Source organism: Gordonia sp. NPDC003504 (assembly GCF_053587995.1).
The window spans coordinates 98,977-116,968 of the sequence record NZ_JBSFPC010000002.1 but is presented as its reverse complement, the minus strand read 5'-3'; the positions used below and the strand labels follow the sequence as shown (position 1 = coordinate 116,968).

The following is a 17,992-nucleotide window of genomic DNA, read 5'->3' as shown; positions in this document are numbered from 1 at the left end:
GCCCGTGGAAGCAACTTTGCCGAGCGATGAACGTCTCGCCGGATCGCTGGCCCTGGCCATCGTCCGAATGGCACGTCGGCTGCGTCTGCGCCGCGACCACGAACTCGTGTCGCTGACCCAGCTGTCGGCGCTCAACACCCTCTATCAGGAGGGCTCGATGTCGCCGGGCGCACTCGCGGCCGCCGAACGCGTCAAACCCCCGTCGATGACACGGGTCATCGCCTCCCTCGCCGACCTGGGAATGGTGCGCCGCGAGGCGCACCCGACCGACGGCCGGCAGGCGATCGTCACGCTCGCATCGGCCGGTGAGAAGGTCATCACCGACGAGGTGGCCGCCCGCAAGGCCTGGCTCAACGATCGTCTCGACGAACTCTCCGACGACGAACGCGCGACCCTGTGCGCCGCGATCCCGGTGCTGGAGAAGATCATCGTCAACGACATCTGACCTCCGGCGGACGTCAGAAGAAGGTGCCGGCGAACGGTGCCCGTCCGGTGGCGAAGGACTGCTCGAGCGCCGTCAATGTCTCCGGGGAATCGGTCCACAACCGGTCGGCGGCAGCAAACTCCCGCGCCGGGATCCCGCCGAGGTAGATGCTCGACAGCACCGAGATATCAAGTCGCACAGTCGGTTTCTCGTCGGTACGAATCACCGCGGCCGCGCCGCTTCGAACACTGACCGCGAACACCCCGCCGCGGTCGACAAACGCGTCGGTGACCTCGATGACGACATCGAGATCGGCGGCATAGCGACGCGCCGACAGTGCCGCCGGCACATCGAGGATGCGCAGCCACATGGTGTCGGCGATGCCGGTGACCTCCGCCGACCGCAGGTCGACCAGCTTGTACGGCAGCGGATCGTCGGTGGGGATCGAGGCGGTCAGCGACGGCACCAGATCGAGGGAGATGAGCACGCGCCACAGTTCGGTGTGCGCGTCATCGGTGACCGCGACGACCTCCGACACCTCCGCACGCACCTCGCCGTCGGCGACACCCTTGAGGATGCGATAGGAGGCATATCCGTCCTGGTGGAGCAGATAGTGCAGGCCGCTGGCCGCCGGTGCCCGCTCGGAGTCGCGATCGGCGAGGATCGGCGCCCACCACTGTGTGGTGCGGCCCAGGGCGCCCGGCCGGGTGGCACACCAGCGGTCGTGGATGTCGGCGACCGCCGCGGCGACCTCGTCGGGCCGGGCGAATCGCACGCCGGTGCGCTTCGGTGCCGCGGCCCGCATCCGGGGTGATCCGCCGACGTGAATCCGGTGGGCGAACGTCGCCGGACCGAATCCGTAGCGTTCGTAGATGGTGCCCTCCGACGCGGTCAGGATGGCGAAGACCTGCCCTTCGTCGAGCCATTGCGTGAAGAGCTCGGTGATCATCCGGCGCAGGATGCCGCGTCGACGATGCGTCGCGGCCACCGACACCCACGACAGGCCGGCCGCATCTGACCGCGCGCCCCCGGGCAGCGTCATGGTCATCCGATAGAACATCGACACACCCACCAGAGGATCCCCGGGTGTGTCGTCGTCGCGCACGACGACGATGTCGGCGTCGGATACCTTGCCGCGCAAGTCATTTCGCTCGTCATCGGGGAGCGGATTGCGCATCGCGAATGCGCGGGCGTCGGCGTCGATGATGTCGTCCCAGTCGTCATCGGTCGCCCGGGCCAACCTCAGTCCGTCGATGGTCGTATCTGCGCTGCTCACGCCATCCACCGTGTCACATCGTGGTCGCCGTGGTGCACATCGGCCCACATCGTTTGGCGATGATCCCGCCGACGAAGGGTTTTGGCAGACTGAACTGCCGTGTCCGATGCACCCGTGACCTCCGTACGTGCACCCGGCGATGGGCCGCTGCCGGTGCGTGTCGTCGACATCGAGGATCCCGACGATCCGCGTGTCGACGATTTCCGCGACCTCAGTTCGGCCGACCGCCGTCCCGACCTACCCGCGATGCCCGGGGGTGGCCGGGGCCGCGGTCTGGTGATCGCCGAGGGCGTGTTCGTCGCGCAGCGGATGATCGCGTCCCGGTTCGCGCCGCACGCCTTTCTCGGGGTGGGTAGACGTCTGGACGAGCTGGTCGGCCACATCCGCGTCGACCCGGACGCACCGGTCCCGTTCTATCGCGTCGGCGCGGAGGTGATGGCGCAGATCGTCGGCTTCCACCTCAACCGCGGTGTGCTCGGCGTGGCGCGGCGGCCCGCGGCACTCGGCGTCGACGAGGTCCTCGCCTCGTCACGGACCGTGGTGATCCTCGAGGGCGTCAACGATCACGAGAACATCGGTGCCATCTTCCGCAACGCCGCCGGACTCGGCGTCGACGCGGTGCTCTTCGGTGCGGGCTGCGCCGACCCGCTCTACCGGCGCAGCGTGCGGGTGTCAATGGGACATGTCCTGCTGGTTCCGTTCGCCCACGTGGATGGCTGGCCTGCCGATCTCGACATCGTCCACGATCGCGGCTTCACCACCGTCGCCCTGACCCCCGATGCCGAGGCCGTCCCGCTCGCCGAGGTCGTCGATGCACCACGGGTGGCGTTCCTGGTCGGGGCGGAGGGACCCGGGCTGAGCGCGGCGACGATGCAGGCCACGACCCGCACCGCCCGGATCCCGATGAGCCGCGGAACCGATTCGCTGAACGTGGCCACGGCCGCGGCCATCGCCTTCTATGAACGGGCCCGATCGGGCACGATGGACGCGTGAGCGAACCCGAGCCACCCGCATGGACCATCTACGCGCGCGAACCCGAGCGGGTCGTGGCCGGGTCGAGTTCCGGCGCCGATCTGGAGGGCTGGCGGCACACCGAGTCGACGCCGTGGGTGCTGGGGCTGATCGTCAGTGCGTTCGGTGTCGCATTCGGGGCGGTGCTGATGCTGGGTCTCTACGCCCTGATCGGATCGTTCGCCCGATGGGCAGGATTGGTCGCGGTGTTCATCGTCGGTCCGGCGATCGGCTGGACACTGTGGGACTTCCGCTTCCGCCCGGTGTGGCGCTGGATCGTCTGGGGATCGCTGACCGGTCTGCTGGCCGGGATCGGCTCGGCGGTGGCGCTGTTCGTGCTGGGACGCTGAGTCGCCGGGCAGCCGGCCCGTCAGTCCTTCCCGAAACCGAAGTAACGGGCCAGTCGACCACGACGACGTGGCTCCACCGGCAACCCGGTGTCGGGATCGAAGTCGGCCGGTCCGGCCTCGGTGGTCGGTTCGGTACGCGCGGATGCCGAGTGATAGCGCGCCAGATCGTCGGGCGTCGGTTGGTAGTCGGCCGGGTGGATCGCGAAACCGGTCACCGGGATCAGTGACGGATCGGTGTCGGTCGGTGCGAGCGGGTGGGTGAACCGGAATCCGAGCCAGGCGCGGTTGGCGTCCTCGGCCATCTGCTGCGGATGGAACGGCAGCGCGAGGGGATCGGGTGCGGCGCCCTCGGCGTAGCGAAGCGGACGCTCACCGGCCCAGAAGGGCCGTTCGAACGGCTCCGGCAGGCCCTGATCGTCGAAGAGGTCGACCGGGGTCGCCGAGAACGACCGCTTCAAGGTCCCGTTCTCCCACCGCGCGAACGTCCCGGTACCGGTTTCCGGGTCGGTGGAGAGCAGGACCGCAGCCGCGCTGGGCTGGATACCGGCGATGGTGCGGGTGAGGTCGGTCGGCCGTTCGGTGGCGAACAGTGAGCAGGAGATCACGCTCAGCGGGCCGTAGTGGCCGGCATAGACGTGCGAGTCGTCGGCCGTCATCGCCGAAGCCAGATCCGTGTCGATTACCGGGAGCAGCGTCGCATCGCCATAGAGGGCCGTTGCCAGGCGCCCCGCCGCGGTGACGTCGTTGACGAGGCCGGCGCGGATCATCGCGGCCGGATCGTCGGTGTCGATGAACCACAGTGTGACAGCGCGCGCCGACATCGTCCCCCTCTAGTTGTTCGGATGGCTTCGGACGCCGAGGAGGACGTCCTCCCAGGCGGGTACCGCTGGTTTCCGCGACTTACGGCGCCGCGGCGCATCCACCGGGGTGGGGGCCGGTGGCGCCGGTTCCGGTTCGGGTGCCTCGTGGGCGCCGGTGTGGGTGATTGCGGTGTCCGCGGACTCGGTGTTGCCGGTGGCCGTCTCATCGGTCTCGGTGCGGTAGGTCTCGTTGCGGTCGATTTCGGTGTGATCGATCTCGACGACCTCTGCCTCGACGATCCCCGGTTCTCGCGACACCTCGGGACCCGTGGATTCACCCGTCCCGGCCTCGTGACCCGACGCCTCGAAGTCGAGTGCGTAGGTGCCGAATTGGTCGAACGGTGCACGTTGCGGATCGCGCCGGGTGGTCTGTTCGCCGATGAGGGAGTCGGCGTCAAAGGTGACCTGCTCACGCCCGGTGTCGTCGAAGTCGACGGTGGGCGCGATCGGCGGTGCGGCCACCGGGGTGAGTCGGCGACGCGGTTCGATGAGTTCGGGGTGGGTGAGTTCCTCGGCGAGATCATCGAGGGGTTCGGCGGTACCGCCGTGCGAACCGGGCAGGTAACGCCAGTGCGCGCGGTGCTCGGAGTGCCCGACATGCCAGGACACCTGCACCGCCCAGTAGCCGTCCTCACCCTTCCAGGCGTCCCAGGAGACCTCGTGCGGGTTCTGTGCGAACGCGACCAACGACTCGGCGACGACCTCGCCGAGCGTGGCCGCAGCCGGACCGTCGTGGCGGATCGGGTGGGACTGCCCGGCGAGTTCGGCGGCACGGGAACGTTCGAGCAGCACGGGATGGGCGAAGCGCTCGATCTTGTCGACGCCGACCCCGGCGATCGCGGCGACCTCGGCGACGGTTGCGCCGGCGCGGATCCGTGATTGGATCTCGCGAGGTCGCAACGTGCTGGTCATCTCGATCTCTATCTGACCGAGTCGGGAGAGGTCGCCACGTGCGGCGGCTCGCAGCCGTTCGTCCGCGGCAATCGTGAACTTCTCACCCGACTCGGCATCCTGGCAGATGACCTGGGAGCCGTCGGCGCCGACGCCGACCACTCGGAGCTCGCGCATCTGCTCCTCCTCTGGTTGACCACGAGTGCGGGCATTGGAGCCAGGGTAGACCACCGCGACACGCGCACACCGCGGGACACGCGGGATATTCGCAGTTCAGCTTGACAGCGCTCACCTGCGCACTGACAGCGCCCGATCAGTCCTCAGAGGTGTTCGACGACGTAGTCGATGCTCTCGGTCAGTTTGCTGATGTCGTCGGGATCGATCGCCGGGAACATGCCGATGCGGAGCTGGTTGCGCCCGAGCTTCCGGTACGGCTCGGTGTCGACCACCCCGTTGGCGCGCAGGGCCTTGGCGACCGCGGCGGCGTCGACGTCGTCGCTGAAGTCGATGGTGCCGACCACCTGGCTGCGCAACGCCGGATCAGTGACGAAAGGTGTTGCGAATTCCGACTTTTCGGCCCAGTCGTACAGCCGCGAGCTGGAGTCGGCGGTCCGCGCGACGCACCAGTCGAGCCCGCCGTTGCCGAGCATCCACTGGATCTGGTTGTCCAGCAACAACAGGGTGGCCAGCGCCGGGGTGTTGTAGGTCTGGTTCTTGCGGCTGTTGTCCACCGCGGTGGGCAGCGACAGGAACTCGGGGCACCAGCGATCGGTCTGGGCGATGCGCTCGATCCGCTCGATGGCCTGCGGGCTCATCAGTGCGAGCCAGATCCCGCCGTCTGCGGCGAAGCACTTCTGCGGTGCGAAGTAGTAGACGTCGGTGTCGGCGGCGTTCACCGGCAGTCCGCCGGCGCCGGAGGTCGCATCGATCGCGATGAGAGCGTCATCAGCGCCCTCGGGCCGCAGCACCCGGACCGCCACGCCGGTCGAGGTCTCGTTGTGGGCCCAGCCGATGAGGTCGACGCCACCGAAGTCGTCGGCGGTCAGGGCGGCCGGGTCGGGTGCGGTACCCGGATCGGTGGAGATGACCGCGGGGGAGTCCAGGAAGGGTGCCTTCTTGGCGACGGTGGCGAACTTGGAGCTGAACTCGCCATAGGTCAAATGCAGCGAGCGGCGCTTGATCAGGCCGAATGCGGCGGCATCCCAGAAAGCGGTGGTGCCGCCGTTGGACAGCACGACCTCATATCCCTCGGGCAGGGAGAAGAGTTGGGCGAGTCCGTCGCGGACCGAACCGACGACGTTCTTCACCGGCGCCTGGCGGTGGCTGGTGCCGAAGACCGACGCGCCGACATCGACGAGGGACTGCAACTGTTCGGGGCGCACCTTGGACGGGCCGCATCCGAAGCGCCCGTCGGCGGGCAGCAGGTCGGCGGGAATGGTGATCGGGGTGGCGGCGTCGCTCATGGGCGCAATTCTAGGGATGTGGCGGTGGCCACTGCGGGTCACCCCTGGTCTGAACGCGCGATCACGCGGCCCGCGTCCCATCCGGGTGCGTGGCATCCCGCGGGTGGGGGCGGTGGATCGATGCCTGCGGTGACGAGCAGCCAGGCGGCGACCGAGTTCGAATTCCACATCTGGGTGGTGCCGGGTGCCCGACGGCCCCAGGTGAAGGCCGGTACCCGCGACGTGGCGTCGATGATCCGTTGCGCGGTGCGGTCGTCACCGGGGATCGGGCACCGCGCCAGTTCGGCGGCCAGGTCAGGGATGAGACCGTCACGCCAGCAACGGATCTCGTACCGGAAATAGCGAGACCGGCCCAGCAACCGGAGTCCGACGGGGCCGGTGACCCGCACACCACGATCGCCCGGCGGTGCTCCCCATACCGGCGCCTGCTCGATGATGTACCGCGAGCCGTCGGTGACGACGGTGAGTGCGGCGTGCACCGGTTGCGCGGGCCGCTCGTGGCGGGTCCGGGCGGAGACCGATTCGTAGACGCGCCCACATCGGGCCACGACCCGACCACCCGCGCCCAGCGGTATCCAATGCAGTGTGACGCTCATTGTCGACTCCTCATCCATGGGGCGCCGTTCGCAGTAATACTGACCGATGACCCGGTGCCCGACGGACCCGGTGCCCGACGCCGTTCTCGCCCCGAGAGGAACCACATCATGACCGATGCGGTCGATCACATTGTCGACGTGGCAGGCCTGACCAAGCACTTCGGTCATTTCCGGGCGCTCGACGGCCTGGATCTCCGCCTCCGCGCCGGTGAGGTTGCAGGTTTCCTCGGGCCCAATGGTTCGGGGAAGTCCACCACGATCCGGGTGCTGCTGGGTGTGTACCGCCGCGACGGCGGCACCGTGCGCGTCTTCGGCCTCGACCCGCACTCCGATGCGGTCGCCATCCATCGTCGACTGGCGTATGTGCCCGGCGACGTCAACCTCTGGCCGCAGCTGACCGGTGGTGAATGCATCGACGTGCTGCTCTCGTTGCGTGGTGTCCGCGTCGACAGTGGGATGCGGAAGACCGATCTGATCGAGCGTTTCGAACTCGATCCGACGAAGAAGGCGTCCACCTACTCCAAGGGAAACCGGCAGAAGGTCGCGCTGATCGCCGCCTTGGCCGCCGACGCCGAACTGCTCATCCTCGACGAGCCGACCTCCGGGCTCGATCCCCTGATGACCCATCAGTTCACCGAGTGCGTGCGGGAACGCGCCGCTGCCGGGTCGGCCGTGCTGATGTCGAGCCACGTCCTCGCCGAGGTCGAGCAACTCTGCGACACGGTGACCATCATCCGCGATGGCGCGACGGTGCAGGCGGGCACCCTGACCGAACTTCGTCATCTGCGCCGTTCCCGCGTCACCGCGGTGATCGACGGCACCGCAACGGATCTCGCGGACGTCGCCGGCGTGCACGACTTCGCGGTTCGCGACGACGAGGTCACCTTCACCGTCGACGACACCGGCCTGGCCGCGGTGACGCGGGCGCTCGCGTCGCACGACGTGCGGTCGCTGTCGGTCGCCCCACCGAGCCTGGAGGAATTGTTCCTCCACGCCTACGGCGAGGAGGTGTGACGCCGATGACCGCCGCCACCTCGTCGCACACACGCCGGGCCGACTCCCGAACCTCGGTCACCGCAAGGCATTTCAGCGGCTACCGACTGCTGCTGCGGCTCGCCGTCCGGCGTGAGCGGATCATTGCCCCGGTCACCGTGGTCATCTTCGTGGTCCTGGACCTCGCGACCGCGGCCTCGATCGCATCGGCGTACCCGACGGCGGAGAAACGCCGCGAACTCGCCGCCGGCCCCGGCGCCAACTCCGCCTTCCGCTTCCTGCTCGGTGACACGATCCACCTCGACTCGACGGCGTCGGCGGTGGTGTGGCGCGCCGGGCTGTTCATGATCGCCGCGGTCGGGGTGTGCGCCGTGTTGATGGTCGTGCGCGGCACCCGGAAGGAGGAGGAGCTCGGGCGCGTCGAGCTCATCCGCGCCGGCGTCGTCGGTCCGCTGGCGCCGCTTGCTGCTGCGGCGACGGTCGCCGCTGCGTTCAGTGTTGTTGTGGGACTGGCGATGTCGTTGGTGCTCATCCCGTTCGGCGGGGGTGGCGTGGCGTTGCTGGTGGTTTTTGCGCAGTACGCCGGCACCGGTCTGGCCGCGGTCGGGCTGGGGATGCTCACCGCGCAGGTGGCGGCGACGAGTCACATCGCCAATCTCGTCGGATCGGCGATAGTGGTCCTCGGCTACCTGCTGCGCGGTGTCCCCGACGCGACGGGAGGCTGGGCCTGGCTGCGGTGGGTGTCGCCGGTGGGCTGGGCCGAGCTGGCCGATCCCTTCGGCGCGGACAACCTCGTGCCGTTCATGGCGTCGCTGGGTCTGCTCGTTCTCGGTGCCGGATCGGCGGCCTGGGTGTCGATGCGCCGTGACCTCGGCGGCGGGATCATCGCGCCACGGGCCGGGCCCGAGGGCACCGCACGGATTCCGACGGTGGAGGCACTCGCCGCGCGCCTATCCGCCCCGCTCCTGCGGTCATGGGCGGCCGGACTGGCGACCTACGCGCTCATCGTCGGATTCATGCAACCGTCGGTGGAACAGCTCGCCGAGGGAAACGACCTCATCCAGCAGGTCCTCACGGCACAACCCGGTGACATCGGGCTCGGCACCGTCTTCGCGGTCACGATGTTGTCGGTGCTGGGCGTCGTCGCGAGTGCCTGGGTGGTCAATCTCGCCGAACGTCTCCGCGCCGAGGAAGCCGGCTCCCGCACCGAGGTGATCCTCGCGACGCCGACGTCACGGGGCCGGTACTTCCTGGCCTACGCCGCGGTCGCCGCGCTGGGGCTCGTCGTCGTGATCGCCGTCGCCGCCGCGGGCATGGTGATCGGCAACGGCATCGCCGGGGGCGGCTGGGTGACACCCACCGTGCACATCGCGCAGACCGCGGCGGTGCTGCTGCCCGCGGCACTCGTCATCGGTGCGCTGGTCCTCGCCCTGTACGCGTTCCGGCCTGTGCTGGTGCACCTGGGGTGGCCGATCGTGGTCGCCGCGCTGTTCCTCGGCCCGCTGTCGGGAATGTTCGAGCTGCCCCAGTGGGTGTGCGACATCTCGCCGTTCACCCACGTGCCGCTCGTGCCGGTGGAACCGATGCGATGGCTGCCGATCGTGGTGATGGCGCTCGTATCGGCAGCCATCGTGGCCGGTGGATGGTCTCGGTTCCGGTGGCGCGACGTGGGGTGAAGCGTCAGCCGACGAGGCTGTCCTTGACCTCGAGCGCCTTGTCCGTGGCCTCGATACCCAGCCGTGCAACCACGGCGGCCCGGGCAGCCGGGTCGAGTTCGTCGATGGTGTCGGCGATCTTGTCGGTTGCCGCGTCGACGATGGTCTTCTCGCGCTTCAAGAAGACCGCCACCGCGATCACGAGGCCCAAACCGAGGACGATGAGGGCGATCTTGACGTTCTTCGACATGAGTGAAGGTCCTTCCAATCGTGGGGGGTCACGGCCATCGTGTCCTGAGTTCAGCATGCCCTATCCGGCGGCGGGAAAGGTGGAGGTGCGATTTCGTGACACGCGCCGACCATTTCGGGGACGTGTTGGCATACCGGTCACTCTCCGCTGTCGGGTTGTTGCCGGCCGCATCGTCAAGATCGGGACCGGATGCCGACGAGTTTGTGACATCCGAACAATCGGGGCGTGCAGTCATGATCCACTCATAGAGGTTCGATGTATTGGTCGACAGGACCGGGAATCCTGAGTTCCCGATGATTCCTGCCGCACCACGATCGAACCTTTTCTCGTGCTCACAAGGAGTGCGAGTACGGGAGAAATCCCAGGATAACTGGTCCTGGGCAATGTCGTCATCGTGGCAGTTCGATGACCCGTATTGCCGCATCATGTCTCGATTTGAGATGAGTCCGGGTATAGGGACAAAGGTTTCGAGTAAATGGACAATTTTGTGACACCGCGTCTATTATTTGGACCATGGGAAATTCGATGCCGGCCGATGCTCGGACGGTTATCCGCAACGTCAAGGTATTCGATGACATTCGTGATGGTCTCGTCGAGAATGCCGATGTCATGGTCGACGGTTCACATATCGGCGCGGTGTCGACCTCACCCGTCGGGGACGCTCCCGGTCACGGCACCGTAGAGATCGACGGAGGGGGCCGATTCCTCAATCCGGGCATGACCGATGCCCACGTCCATCTCATGGGCGATGCGAGCAACTATCTCGACTTCATCATGGGCGCAACGGGTTTGCTGTTCGTCGACGGTGCCCGATCAGTGATCTCTCCGTCTTCACCGACGCGGACAAGAACATTCCGCTGATCTTGAAAGACGTTGTCGCCGTCAAGAACTCGCTCTGAATCGACGCCACATCCCAGCAGTAGTACATCTCAGAAAATCAGCGAGCAGCGCCCGGCGCGGCCGCCATGCCGAAATGGAGACACTGACGTGACGATCTCCGAAGGGGACGATGCGGTCACCGGACCGATCGATACCCGATCACTCGGGACCGACGTCCCCACACCCGCGGGTCAGGATGAACCCATCATCGTGGCCGAGGGTATCGGGGTGAAGGCCTCGTGGGGCCACATCTACGGCCCCGTCGACGTCACCGTCCGACCGGGAGGTGTCACCCTGCTGGTCGGTTCCGGTGGTCGTGGCCGGACCGCGTTGTTGCTCACCCTGGCCGGACGGATGAAGCCGACGTCGGGGCGCCTCACTGCGTTCGGGCGCACCAACAAGGCCCACCACCTGTTCTCGCAGGCGGCCGTCGCCGACATCGACGAGGTCGACGAGATCGAGCAGACCATTCGCGTCCACGATGTGGTGACCGAACAGATCCGTTGGGCCGCACCGTGGTACAAGTGGGTGCCGCAATCCCGGCAGGATGATCTCGAGCGGATCTGCCGCCCGATCTTCGGTGAGTACTCACTGCCGTCGATGGACGCCTACGTCGAGGAACTTCCGGAGCTGACCGCTGCACTGTTCCGGATCGCGGTGGCCAACATCCGGCGGCCACCGCTGCTGGTGGTGGGCGGGGTCGATCGACTGACCCGCGTCGACAGCGCCCACAAATTGTTGCAGCGACTCGTCGAAGTGGGTCGCGACCAGACCGTGATCACCGCCGACGTCAACGGCGGCTTCCAGGATCTGCCGCTGCGCGATGTGATCAACGTCGACAACCTCACCGACGACGAATTCGTCCGTCTCGACCCCTCAGAACGGATCTGACCATGTTTGCCGCATTCTCGCCGGGCAGCGATTTCAAACGGTATTACCGGGGTCGCATGCCTCGCCTCGCGTTTCTCGTCATCATCCTCATGCCCCTGATGTACGGTGCGCTCTACCTGTGGGCGTTCTGGAATCCCTTTGACGCGGTGAACAAGTTGCCGGTCGCACTGGTCAACTCCGATCAGGGTGCCACCGTCGAGGGGCAACCACTCAAGGCGGGCGATCAGGTGGTCTCGGGGCTGATCGACTCCAAACAGCTCGATCTGCACGTCGTGTCCGAGGAGGAGGCCGCCCGCGGCGTCGCCGACGGCAAGTACTACTTCTCGATCACTCTGCCGGAGAACTTCAGTTCGTCGCTCGCATCGCCGACGAGCGGAGATGCGCATTCCGCACAGCTCATCTTCACCTACAACGATGCGACCAACTACCTCGCGACGGTGATGGGTCAGGACGCCGCGCTGCAGGTCGTCGAGCAGGTCGGCGCGCAGGTGGGGCAGCAGACCTTCGACATCGTCCTCAACGACGTCACCAAGTTGCTGCCCAAGCTCAAGCAGGTGCAGAGCGGCGTCAACCAGCTCAACACCGGTATGAAGCAGGCCAACACCGGCGCCCATGAGCTCTCGACCAATCTGGTGACGGCGAAGAACGGTGCCGCCGAACTCGCCGGCGGCCTCGGCGAACTCAACACGGCCGTCGACTCGGCGACCACCCCGTTGCTCAATGCCCTCAACGGACAGGGCGGGCTGAGTCCCGCCGAACTGGGTGCGCTCACCAACCGGCTGGCATCCAACACCACTGCGGCGACCGATGCTCTCAACAGTGCGGCCTCGACCCAGTCGCAGGCCTCGACCGCGCTCACCTCGGTGATCAACCAGCTGCGCCGGAGCGGCGACCCCAACGCGGCGGCCCTGGCGAATGCGCTGGCGCCCGTGCAGAGCTTTGTCAGTACCCAGGGACTCGGACCCGACGCGACGACACAACTGGCACAGGTGCGGACCGACGCCAACGTGCTCAACGCCCAGTTATCCAATCCGCAGAGCACCTTGCGCACCGCACTCGATCTGTTCCAGAGCGGTCAGTTGCGCAGTGACGTACAGGCGGCGCGGGCTGCGGCCGGGGAACTCAGTTCCGGCGCAAACCAACTGAGCACCGGACTGGTGGAGCTGAGCGACGGCGCCAACCAACTCGCGGACGGCACCACGCAATTGGCCACCGGCACACAACAACTCGCGACCGGTGTCGACGAGGGGGTCAAGGCGGTGCCGTCCTGGTCGCAGGAGCAGAAAGATGCCCTGGCGAAGACCCTGGGACAACCGGTGGCGCTCAAGGAGGTCACCCTCAACGAGGCCAAGACCTTCGGCACCGGGTTCACGCCGTTCTTCTTCGGCCTGGCTCTGTTCGTCGGATCGATCATCGTGTGGATGCTCTTCAAGCCACTGCAACCGCGCCCGATCGCCCAGGGACTCAACTCGTTCCGTGTGGTGCTGGCCTCCTATGCGCCGGCCTTCTTCGTCGGGTTCCTGCAGGCGAGCATCCTCTACCTGGTGGTCGTGTTCGCCATCGGTCTGCGGCCGACGCATCCGATAGCGACGTTCGCCTTCATGTTGCTGATGGTTGCGATGTTCCAGGCGATGATCCAGATGTTCAACGCCGTCTTCGACGTCGCGGTGGGACGTGTGGTGACGCTTGCCTTCCTGATGATCATGTTGACCTCGGCGGGTGGAATCTATCCGGTGCCCACCACCACCAAACCGTTCCAATACATCCACTGGGTGGATCCGATGACCTACACCGTCACCGGTTTGAGACAGCTGACGGTGGGCGGGGTCGATGACAGATTCTGGTGGGCGCTGCTCGTCGTGATCTCAATGACCGTCGTCTTCCTCGCGATCTCCACACTGGCCGCGCGAAGAAACAGGCAATACAACATGGATCGCCTCTATCCGCCGGTCGAGGTATAGGGAGGTCCGCGACGACACGACCGATCACTGTCCGACATCCGACCATCGACCCGCTCGACACGTCTGACCCCATATCTGGAAGGAAAGAGCAATGACCGCACAGCACACCAATGCGCGGACCACCACCAACGAGACCGAATCCCTGACCCTGAATCCGGTGTTCGTTCGTCCGGGTGAGTCGACGGAGTACCCGAAGTTCACCATTCCGGACGGAATGAGCCTGCCGGAGACGGCGTATCAGATCGTTCATGACGAGGCGATGCTCGACGGCAACGCCCGGCTGAATCTGGCGACGTTCGTGTCGACGTGGATGGACCCCGAGGCGCGTCAGCTGTACTCGGAAACCTACGACAAGAACATGATCGACAAGGACGAGTACCCCCAGACCGCCGCAATCGAGGATCGGTGCTGGAAGATCATCGCCGACCTCTGGCATGTGCCGGATGTGGACAACTCCATCGGCACGTCGACGATCGGGTCGTCGGAGGCGGCAATGCTGGGTGGGCTTGCGCTCAAGCGGCATTGGCAGGCGCGCCGCAAGGCCGAGGGCAAGCCGATCGACAAGCCGAACCTGGTCCTCTCCACCGCCGTCCAGGTGTGCTGGGAGAAGTTCCTCAACTACTTCGAGGTCGAACCCCGCTGGGTGCCCGTCTCCGAGGATCATTTCGTGTTCGACGGACACGAACTCGAGAAGTACGTGGACGAGAACACGATTGGCGTCGTCGCCATCCTCGGTGTCACCTTCAACGGCCTGTACGAGCCGGTCAAGCAGATCGCGGAGAAGCTCGACGAGATTCAGGAGAAGACCGGACTCGACGTCAAGATCCACGTCGACGGGGCGTCGGGCGCGATGGTGGCACCGTTCTGCCAGCCCGACCTGGAATGGGATTTCCGGGTCGATCGGGTCGTGTCGATCAACACCTCCGGACACAAGTACGGCCTCGTCTATCCCGGCCTGGGATGGATCGTGTGGCGCAACACCGACGCGCTGCCGGAGAGCATGGTGTTCCACTGCAGCTACCTGGGCGGCAACATGCCGACCCTGGCGTTGAACTTCTCGCGCCCCGGCGCGCAGGTGCTGTTGCAGTACTACAACTTCCTGCGGTTGGGACGTGACGGATACCGGGCGATCCAGCAGGGGTCGATCGATGTGGCGACGTTCCTGTCGTCGGAGATCGCCAAGCTCGGGCCGTTCGATCTGGTCAGCCACGGCGACACGATCCCGGTGTTCGCCTGGAAGCTGAAGGACGGCTACACCGACAAGTGGAATCTGTACGACCTGTCGGATCGCTTGCGGCTCAAGGGCTGGCTGGTACCGGCGTATCCGATGGCCGACGGTCTGGCCGACTGGACCCTGCAGCGCATCGTCGTGCGTGCAGGACTCAGCCACGATCTGGCCGTCGCGTTGCTGCGCGATCTGGAGGGCGAGGTCGCCTTCCTCGACAAGCTCGAATCGCCGTTGCCGCGCGAGGGCACCGGGTCGCACTTCCACCACTGAGTTCGGTATCCGGAGTTCTCCTCCACGGAGTTCTCCACCACCGAGTTCCCGCCGGTTCCCCGGGCATATGCCCGGGGAACCGGCACCGAAACGGAGCAAGCAACAACACGAAGGAGTGCGGGGCGACATGACCACGACGACGGAGATTGCCCGCTGGCGGCGAGCCGTCCTGGTGCCGACACTGACCAAGCAGTGTTGGGGATTCATGATCGGGTCCAGCCTGTTCGCGCTCGGATCGGCGCCGTGGATCGGTCTGTGGATGGGCGCGGCCAACGCGAACATCTGCTTCTTCATCGGCGCATGGTTCTTCACCACCGCCGGTCTCATCCAGCTGTTGCTCAGCGGTGCCGTGACGGTTCCGGTCTCCTACGCGCCGGGCACCATGGTCCGGGCCGAATGGTTGGCCGCATCCACCCAATTCTTCGGAACCCTGATGTTCAACGTGAGTACCTCGGCCGCGCTCACCGCACATACCCTCGCCTCCCAGAAGCACCTTGTGTGGTCCCCGGACGCCGGCGGGTCGGTGGCCTTCCTCATCAGCGGAGTGTTCGCCATCGTGGCCTACACCCGGGTCAACACCTTCTGGAATCCGTCCGATGTCGGATGGTGGTCTTCGCAGATCAACTTCATCGGTTGCGTGGCCTTCGGTGTGTCGGCGGTGGGTGCCTACATCACCCCGGGTGGCGCCACCGTCGACGCCGTGCTCGCCAACTGGGGAACCTTCATCGGCGCGGTGTGCTTCCTGGTCGCATCCCTGATCGTGTTGCCGCAGTGGTCTTCTGGCGACGGACGCGGTAGAAATCCGGCCCAGGGCCTCGCCTCATCGAGTGGGAAGTGACACCATGTCTGCCGGTGATGACCACCCCGGACTGACCGCCGACTTCGTCCGGTCGTGGCAGTCCCGCATCGGTGCCTTCGATCCGCTCGGGAACAACCCGACCCGGCACATCTACCGGGCCGGACGCGATGGACTCGCCAATTACATTCCGGCCCTGGAGATCACGCCGATCGGCGATCCGGACGACTTCGAGGAGATCGCCTACTGGCGTCCACTCTCGCAGATCTTGGTCTTCGTGATCCTGACGACTCCGCGAACCACCGCACGCACTGCCGCGACCAACCGGGACTTCCCGTCGCCGTATGTGATGGCGGGAACCCAGACCCTGCCGGGCACCGGTGTGGTTCGGCAGGGGGGTCACACCTACACCTATGACGACCCGCAGGGCCTGGTCATGGTGAACAACGAGGACATCTACGCCCACACCTGCCTGGACGTCGCCGACATCGTCGGTGTCTGGATTCCGGTGGAGTTGCTGTACCCGGATCGTGGTCCGACCGTGCAGATGCCGATCATCTCCGCGACGCCTCTCGCTCGTGCGACGGCCCAATTCCTTCGGACCTTCGCCTTTGATGTGGCGGTGCGTGGCGCCGACGTCGACCTCAAGGCCGAGATGGCCGCCGTCGACCTGGTGCGTTCCACCATGCTCGATCAGAGTTGTAGTGGCGGCGACGAGGTCGACCGCACCGAGCAGGTGCTGGCGAGCGCTCGCGAGATCGTCGACCGGCATTACCGCGACCCCGCGTTCTCCACCGAGACCCTGGCCAGTCTCCTTCATCTGAGTCGTCGTCACCTGTATCGCTACTTCGCCGACACCGACGAATCGCCGTCGGATCTGATCGTGGAACGACGGCTGGCCAGGGCCCGTGAACTCCTCGAACGCACCGAGGGGCTCGGTCTGGCCAACGTTGCGGCCTCGTCGGGGTTCACCTCGGTGGCCACGCTGCGCAACAGGTTTCGGACCACCTACGGCGTCACCCCGGACGAGTATCGGCGAGCGAAGACGGGTCACTCCTCCGCCGATCAGACCTCGTGATGAGCGGCCCCCTCGGCGGGGTCGACGGTGTCGGGCAGGAGGGCGAGAAGACCGCCCAGAAAGGGCTTTCGCTGCGCAGCGGTGGGCGGGGGTTCACACTGCGGGGGCGGCAGGGGTTGGCGGCCTTCCTGCCTGACCTCCGGGTGACCGCGGAGCCCCCCGATCAGTGGTCCGCAGTCATGCGTTACCGCAGGTTGAGCGCGCTCGACACGTTCTCGGCGTCGTTCACCCCGAATGTGACCTCACGAACCGATGCGATGATCCGCGACTCCGCTGATCGGCGACTGGTGTTCGCGGTGTGCTCGACGGGGCCGATGGAGTTCACGATCGATGGCTTGGTGACCACCTTCATGCCGGGGCAGTTGATCGCACTGAGCGGGTCGACGCCGTTTGACTGCGTCGTGCGGGCGCGCGTTGATCCGGCCGGCCTGCTCATCCCGAGTCAGACCATCGGCTCGTCGTTCGATCACATTCGTCAGCCGCTCGTCCCACCCGATCGGCATCAACTGCTGACCCGTGCAACCGCGCAGTTCATCCGTCGCTTCGCCATCGACGCGTCCACCGGATCGCGGACCGTCGACCCACGCACCGAGTGGGCGGTGATCGGTCTGGTCCGGTCGATGTTGGATGAGTGTGGCGGCTCCGGCCGCACGCTTGCCGATGATGCCATCCTGGTCCGGGAGGCGACGTGTCAGCTCGTCGAACGGCACTTCGCCGACCCGGAGTTCACCTCGGATGTGATCGCTGCCGAGCTCTACATGAGTCGCCGACAGCTGTACCGCCATTTCGACGGCGCCGAGGCGACGCCCGCCGCGTTGATCGCCGCCCGTCGCCTGCAGGAAGCGCGGCGGCTCCTGTCGGGCCCCGGGCCGATCAGTATCAACGACGTCGTGGTTCGCTGCGGCTTCACCTCGGCGGCGACGCTCCGCAACCGGTTCCGAGCCGAATTCGGTGTGACGCCAAGCGCTTTCCATGCGGCGCAGAACGCCGGGGACGTGTCGGCCGACAACCCGTCGATGCGGCGGATCGATCGCCCGGGCCGCCCGGTACTCGACGCCCACGACGAGCCGCGCAACCCCTTCGAGCGTGAATGAGCGTTCGGCACGAATCGCGTTGTGCG

At 66.4% G+C, this 17,992-nt stretch carries 18 protein-coding genes; 12 read left to right on the top strand and 6 right to left on the bottom strand.

Features of this window, described 5'->3' with window-relative positions; all coding sequences use genetic code 11:
- Nucleotides 1-67: 67 nt before the first annotated feature.
- Nucleotides 68-445, top strand: a complete 378-nt coding sequence (locus ACWDPV_RS04690; RefSeq protein ID WP_449742423.1) for a MarR family transcriptional regulator — start codon at nt 68-70, stop codon at nt 443-445.
- 13 nt (nt 446-458) lie between these two features.
- Here ACWDPV_RS04690 and ACWDPV_RS04685 read toward each other — a convergent pair whose 3' ends face one another.
- Nucleotides 459-1,700, bottom strand: coding sequence for a GNAT family N-acetyltransferase (locus tag ACWDPV_RS04685; protein WP_449741973.1), 1,242 nt, complete (start codon nt 1,698-1,700; stop codon nt 459-461).
- A gap of 153 nt (nt 1,701-1,853) precedes the next feature.
- On the opposite strand from ACWDPV_RS04685, the gene ACWDPV_RS04680 reads away from it, so the two are divergent.
- Both ACWDPV_RS04680 and ACWDPV_RS04675 read left to right on the top strand, forming a co-directional pair.
- Entirely contained in the window at nt 1,854-2,693 is an 840-nt protein-coding gene (locus ACWDPV_RS04680; protein ID WP_449742422.1) for a TrmH family RNA methyltransferase, read from the top strand.
- The gene (locus tag ACWDPV_RS04675; protein ID WP_449741972.1) at nt 2,690-3,061 is read left to right on the top strand and encodes a DUF2537 domain-containing protein; all 372 of its coding nucleotides are present in this window, start codon (nt 2,690-2,692) and stop codon (nt 3,059-3,061) included. The genes ACWDPV_RS04680 and ACWDPV_RS04675 overlap by 4 nt, the downstream gene beginning before the upstream one ends.
- Before the next feature lie 20 nt (nt 3,062-3,081).
- Here ACWDPV_RS04675 and ACWDPV_RS04670 read toward each other — a convergent pair whose 3' ends face one another.
- The 4 genes from ACWDPV_RS04670 to ACWDPV_RS04655 all read right to left on the bottom strand — a co-directional run bounded on the left by ACWDPV_RS04670 (nt 3,082) and on the right by ACWDPV_RS04655 (nt 6,871).
- Complete coding sequence (locus tag ACWDPV_RS04670; protein WP_449741971.1) at nt 3,082-3,882, bottom strand: DUF6928 family protein; 801 nt, start codon at nt 3,880-3,882, stop codon at nt 3,082-3,084.
- Nucleotides 3,883-3,891: 9 nt separating this feature from the next.
- Entirely contained in the window at nt 3,892-4,989 is a 1,098-nt protein-coding gene (gene sepH, locus ACWDPV_RS04665; protein WP_449741970.1) for a septation protein SepH, read from the bottom strand.
- A 143-nt stretch (nt 4,990-5,132) separates the two neighbouring features.
- Nucleotides 5,133-6,275 carry a phosphoserine transaminase gene (gene serC / locus ACWDPV_RS04660; protein ID WP_449741969.1) on the bottom strand — a complete coding sequence of 381 codons (1,143 nt, stop codon included), beginning with the start codon at nt 6,273-6,275 and terminating at the stop codon, nt 5,133-5,135.
- A gap of 38 nt (nt 6,276-6,313) precedes the next feature.
- Nucleotides 6,314-6,871 (bottom strand): hypothetical protein, encoded by a 558-nt coding sequence (locus tag ACWDPV_RS04655; protein ID WP_449741968.1) that lies wholly within the window; start codon nt 6,869-6,871, stop codon nt 6,314-6,316.
- Between the two features lie 108 nt (nt 6,872-6,979).
- On the opposite strand from ACWDPV_RS04655, the gene ACWDPV_RS04650 reads away from it, so the two are divergent.
- Nucleotides 6,980-7,885 (top strand): ABC transporter ATP-binding protein, encoded by a 906-nt coding sequence (locus tag ACWDPV_RS04650; protein ID WP_449741967.1) that lies wholly within the window; start codon nt 6,980-6,982, stop codon nt 7,883-7,885.
- Between the two features lie 5 nt (nt 7,886-7,890).
- Complete coding sequence (locus ACWDPV_RS04645) at nt 7,891-9,540, top strand: ABC transporter permease (RefSeq protein ID WP_449741966.1); 1,650 nt, start codon at nt 7,891-7,893, stop codon at nt 9,538-9,540.
- A 4-nt stretch (nt 9,541-9,544) separates the two neighbouring features.
- Here ACWDPV_RS04645 and ACWDPV_RS04640 read toward each other — a convergent pair whose 3' ends face one another.
- Nucleotides 9,545-9,769, bottom strand: coding sequence for a hypothetical protein (locus ACWDPV_RS04640; protein ID WP_449741965.1), 225 nt, complete (start codon nt 9,767-9,769; stop codon nt 9,545-9,547).
- A gap of 513 nt (nt 9,770-10,282) precedes the next feature.
- Here ACWDPV_RS04640 and ACWDPV_RS04635 point away from each other — a divergent pair.
- The 7 genes from ACWDPV_RS04635 (at nt 10,283) to ACWDPV_RS04605 (ending at nt 17,966) form a co-directional block, all read left to right on the top strand.
- Nucleotides 10,283-10,630 carry a hypothetical protein gene (locus ACWDPV_RS04635; RefSeq protein ID WP_449741964.1) on the top strand — a complete coding sequence of 116 codons (348 nt, stop codon included), beginning with the start codon at nt 10,283-10,285 and terminating at the stop codon, nt 10,628-10,630.
- Nucleotides 10,631-10,762: 132 nt separating this feature from the next.
- Complete coding sequence (locus tag ACWDPV_RS04630) at nt 10,763-11,539, top strand: ATP-binding cassette domain-containing protein (protein WP_449742421.1); 777 nt, start codon at nt 10,763-10,765, stop codon at nt 11,537-11,539.
- A 2-nt stretch (nt 11,540-11,541) separates the two neighbouring features.
- Nucleotides 11,542-13,500 (top strand): YhgE/Pip family protein, encoded by a 1,959-nt coding sequence (locus tag ACWDPV_RS04625; RefSeq protein ID WP_449741963.1) that lies wholly within the window; start codon nt 11,542-11,544, stop codon nt 13,498-13,500.
- 91 nt (nt 13,501-13,591) lie between these two features.
- On the top strand, nt 13,592-14,998 hold the full coding sequence (locus ACWDPV_RS04620) for a glutamate decarboxylase (protein WP_449741962.1): 1,407 nt from the start codon (nt 13,592-13,594) through the stop codon (nt 14,996-14,998).
- A gap of 127 nt (nt 14,999-15,125) precedes the next feature.
- Entirely contained in the window at nt 15,126-15,836 is a 711-nt protein-coding gene (locus tag ACWDPV_RS04615; protein WP_449741961.1) for a hypothetical protein, read from the top strand.
- A 4-nt stretch (nt 15,837-15,840) separates the two neighbouring features.
- A complete protein-coding gene (locus ACWDPV_RS04610; RefSeq protein ID WP_449741960.1) occupies nt 15,841-16,872 on the top strand; it encodes a helix-turn-helix domain-containing protein in 1,032 nt (343 codons plus the stop codon).
- Entirely contained in the window at nt 16,872-17,966 is a 1,095-nt protein-coding gene (locus tag ACWDPV_RS04605) for a helix-turn-helix domain-containing protein (RefSeq protein ID WP_449741959.1), read from the top strand. The genes ACWDPV_RS04610 and ACWDPV_RS04605 overlap by 1 nt, the downstream gene beginning before the upstream one ends.
- Nucleotides 17,967-17,992 lie beyond the last annotated feature (26 nt).

Coding starts and splice junctions, on each gene's coding strand:
- sepH (WP_449741970.1), bottom strand. CDS start 4,989: ATGCGCGAGCTCCGAGTGGTCGGCGTCGGCGCCGACGGCTCCCAGGTC.
- ACWDPV_RS04610 (WP_449741960.1), top strand. CDS start 15,841: ATGTCTGCCGGTGATGACCACCCCGGACTGACCGCCGACTTCGTCCGG.
- ACWDPV_RS04635 (WP_449741964.1), top strand. CDS start 10,283: ATGGGAAATTCGATGCCGGCCGATGCTCGGACGGTTATCCGCAACGTC.
- serC (WP_449741969.1), bottom strand. CDS start 6,275: ATGAGCGACGCCGCCACCCCGATCACCATTCCCGCCGACCTGCTGCCC.
- ACWDPV_RS04650 (WP_449741967.1), top strand. CDS start 6,980: ATGACCGATGCGGTCGATCACATTGTCGACGTGGCAGGCCTGACCAAG.
- ACWDPV_RS04645 (WP_449741966.1), top strand. CDS start 7,891: ATGACCGCCGCCACCTCGTCGCACACACGCCGGGCCGACTCCCGAACC.
- ACWDPV_RS04690 (WP_449742423.1), top strand. CDS start 68: ATGGCACGTCGGCTGCGTCTGCGCCGCGACCACGAACTCGTGTCGCTG.
- ACWDPV_RS04620 (WP_449741962.1), top strand. CDS start 13,592: ATGACCGCACAGCACACCAATGCGCGGACCACCACCAACGAGACCGAA.
- ACWDPV_RS04655 (WP_449741968.1), bottom strand. CDS start 6,871: ATGAGCGTCACACTGCATTGGATACCGCTGGGCGCGGGTGGTCGGGTC.
- ACWDPV_RS04605 (WP_449741959.1), top strand. CDS start 16,872: ATGAGCGGCCCCCTCGGCGGGGTCGACGGTGTCGGGCAGGAGGGCGAG.
- ACWDPV_RS04625 (WP_449741963.1), top strand. CDS start 11,542: ATGTTTGCCGCATTCTCGCCGGGCAGCGATTTCAAACGGTATTACCGG.
- ACWDPV_RS04670 (WP_449741971.1), bottom strand. CDS start 3,882: ATGTCGGCGCGCGCTGTCACACTGTGGTTCATCGACACCGACGATCCG.
- ACWDPV_RS04615 (WP_449741961.1), top strand. CDS start 15,126: ATGACCACGACGACGGAGATTGCCCGCTGGCGGCGAGCCGTCCTGGTG.
- ACWDPV_RS04640 (WP_449741965.1), bottom strand. CDS start 9,769: ATGTCGAAGAACGTCAAGATCGCCCTCATCGTCCTCGGTTTGGGCCTC.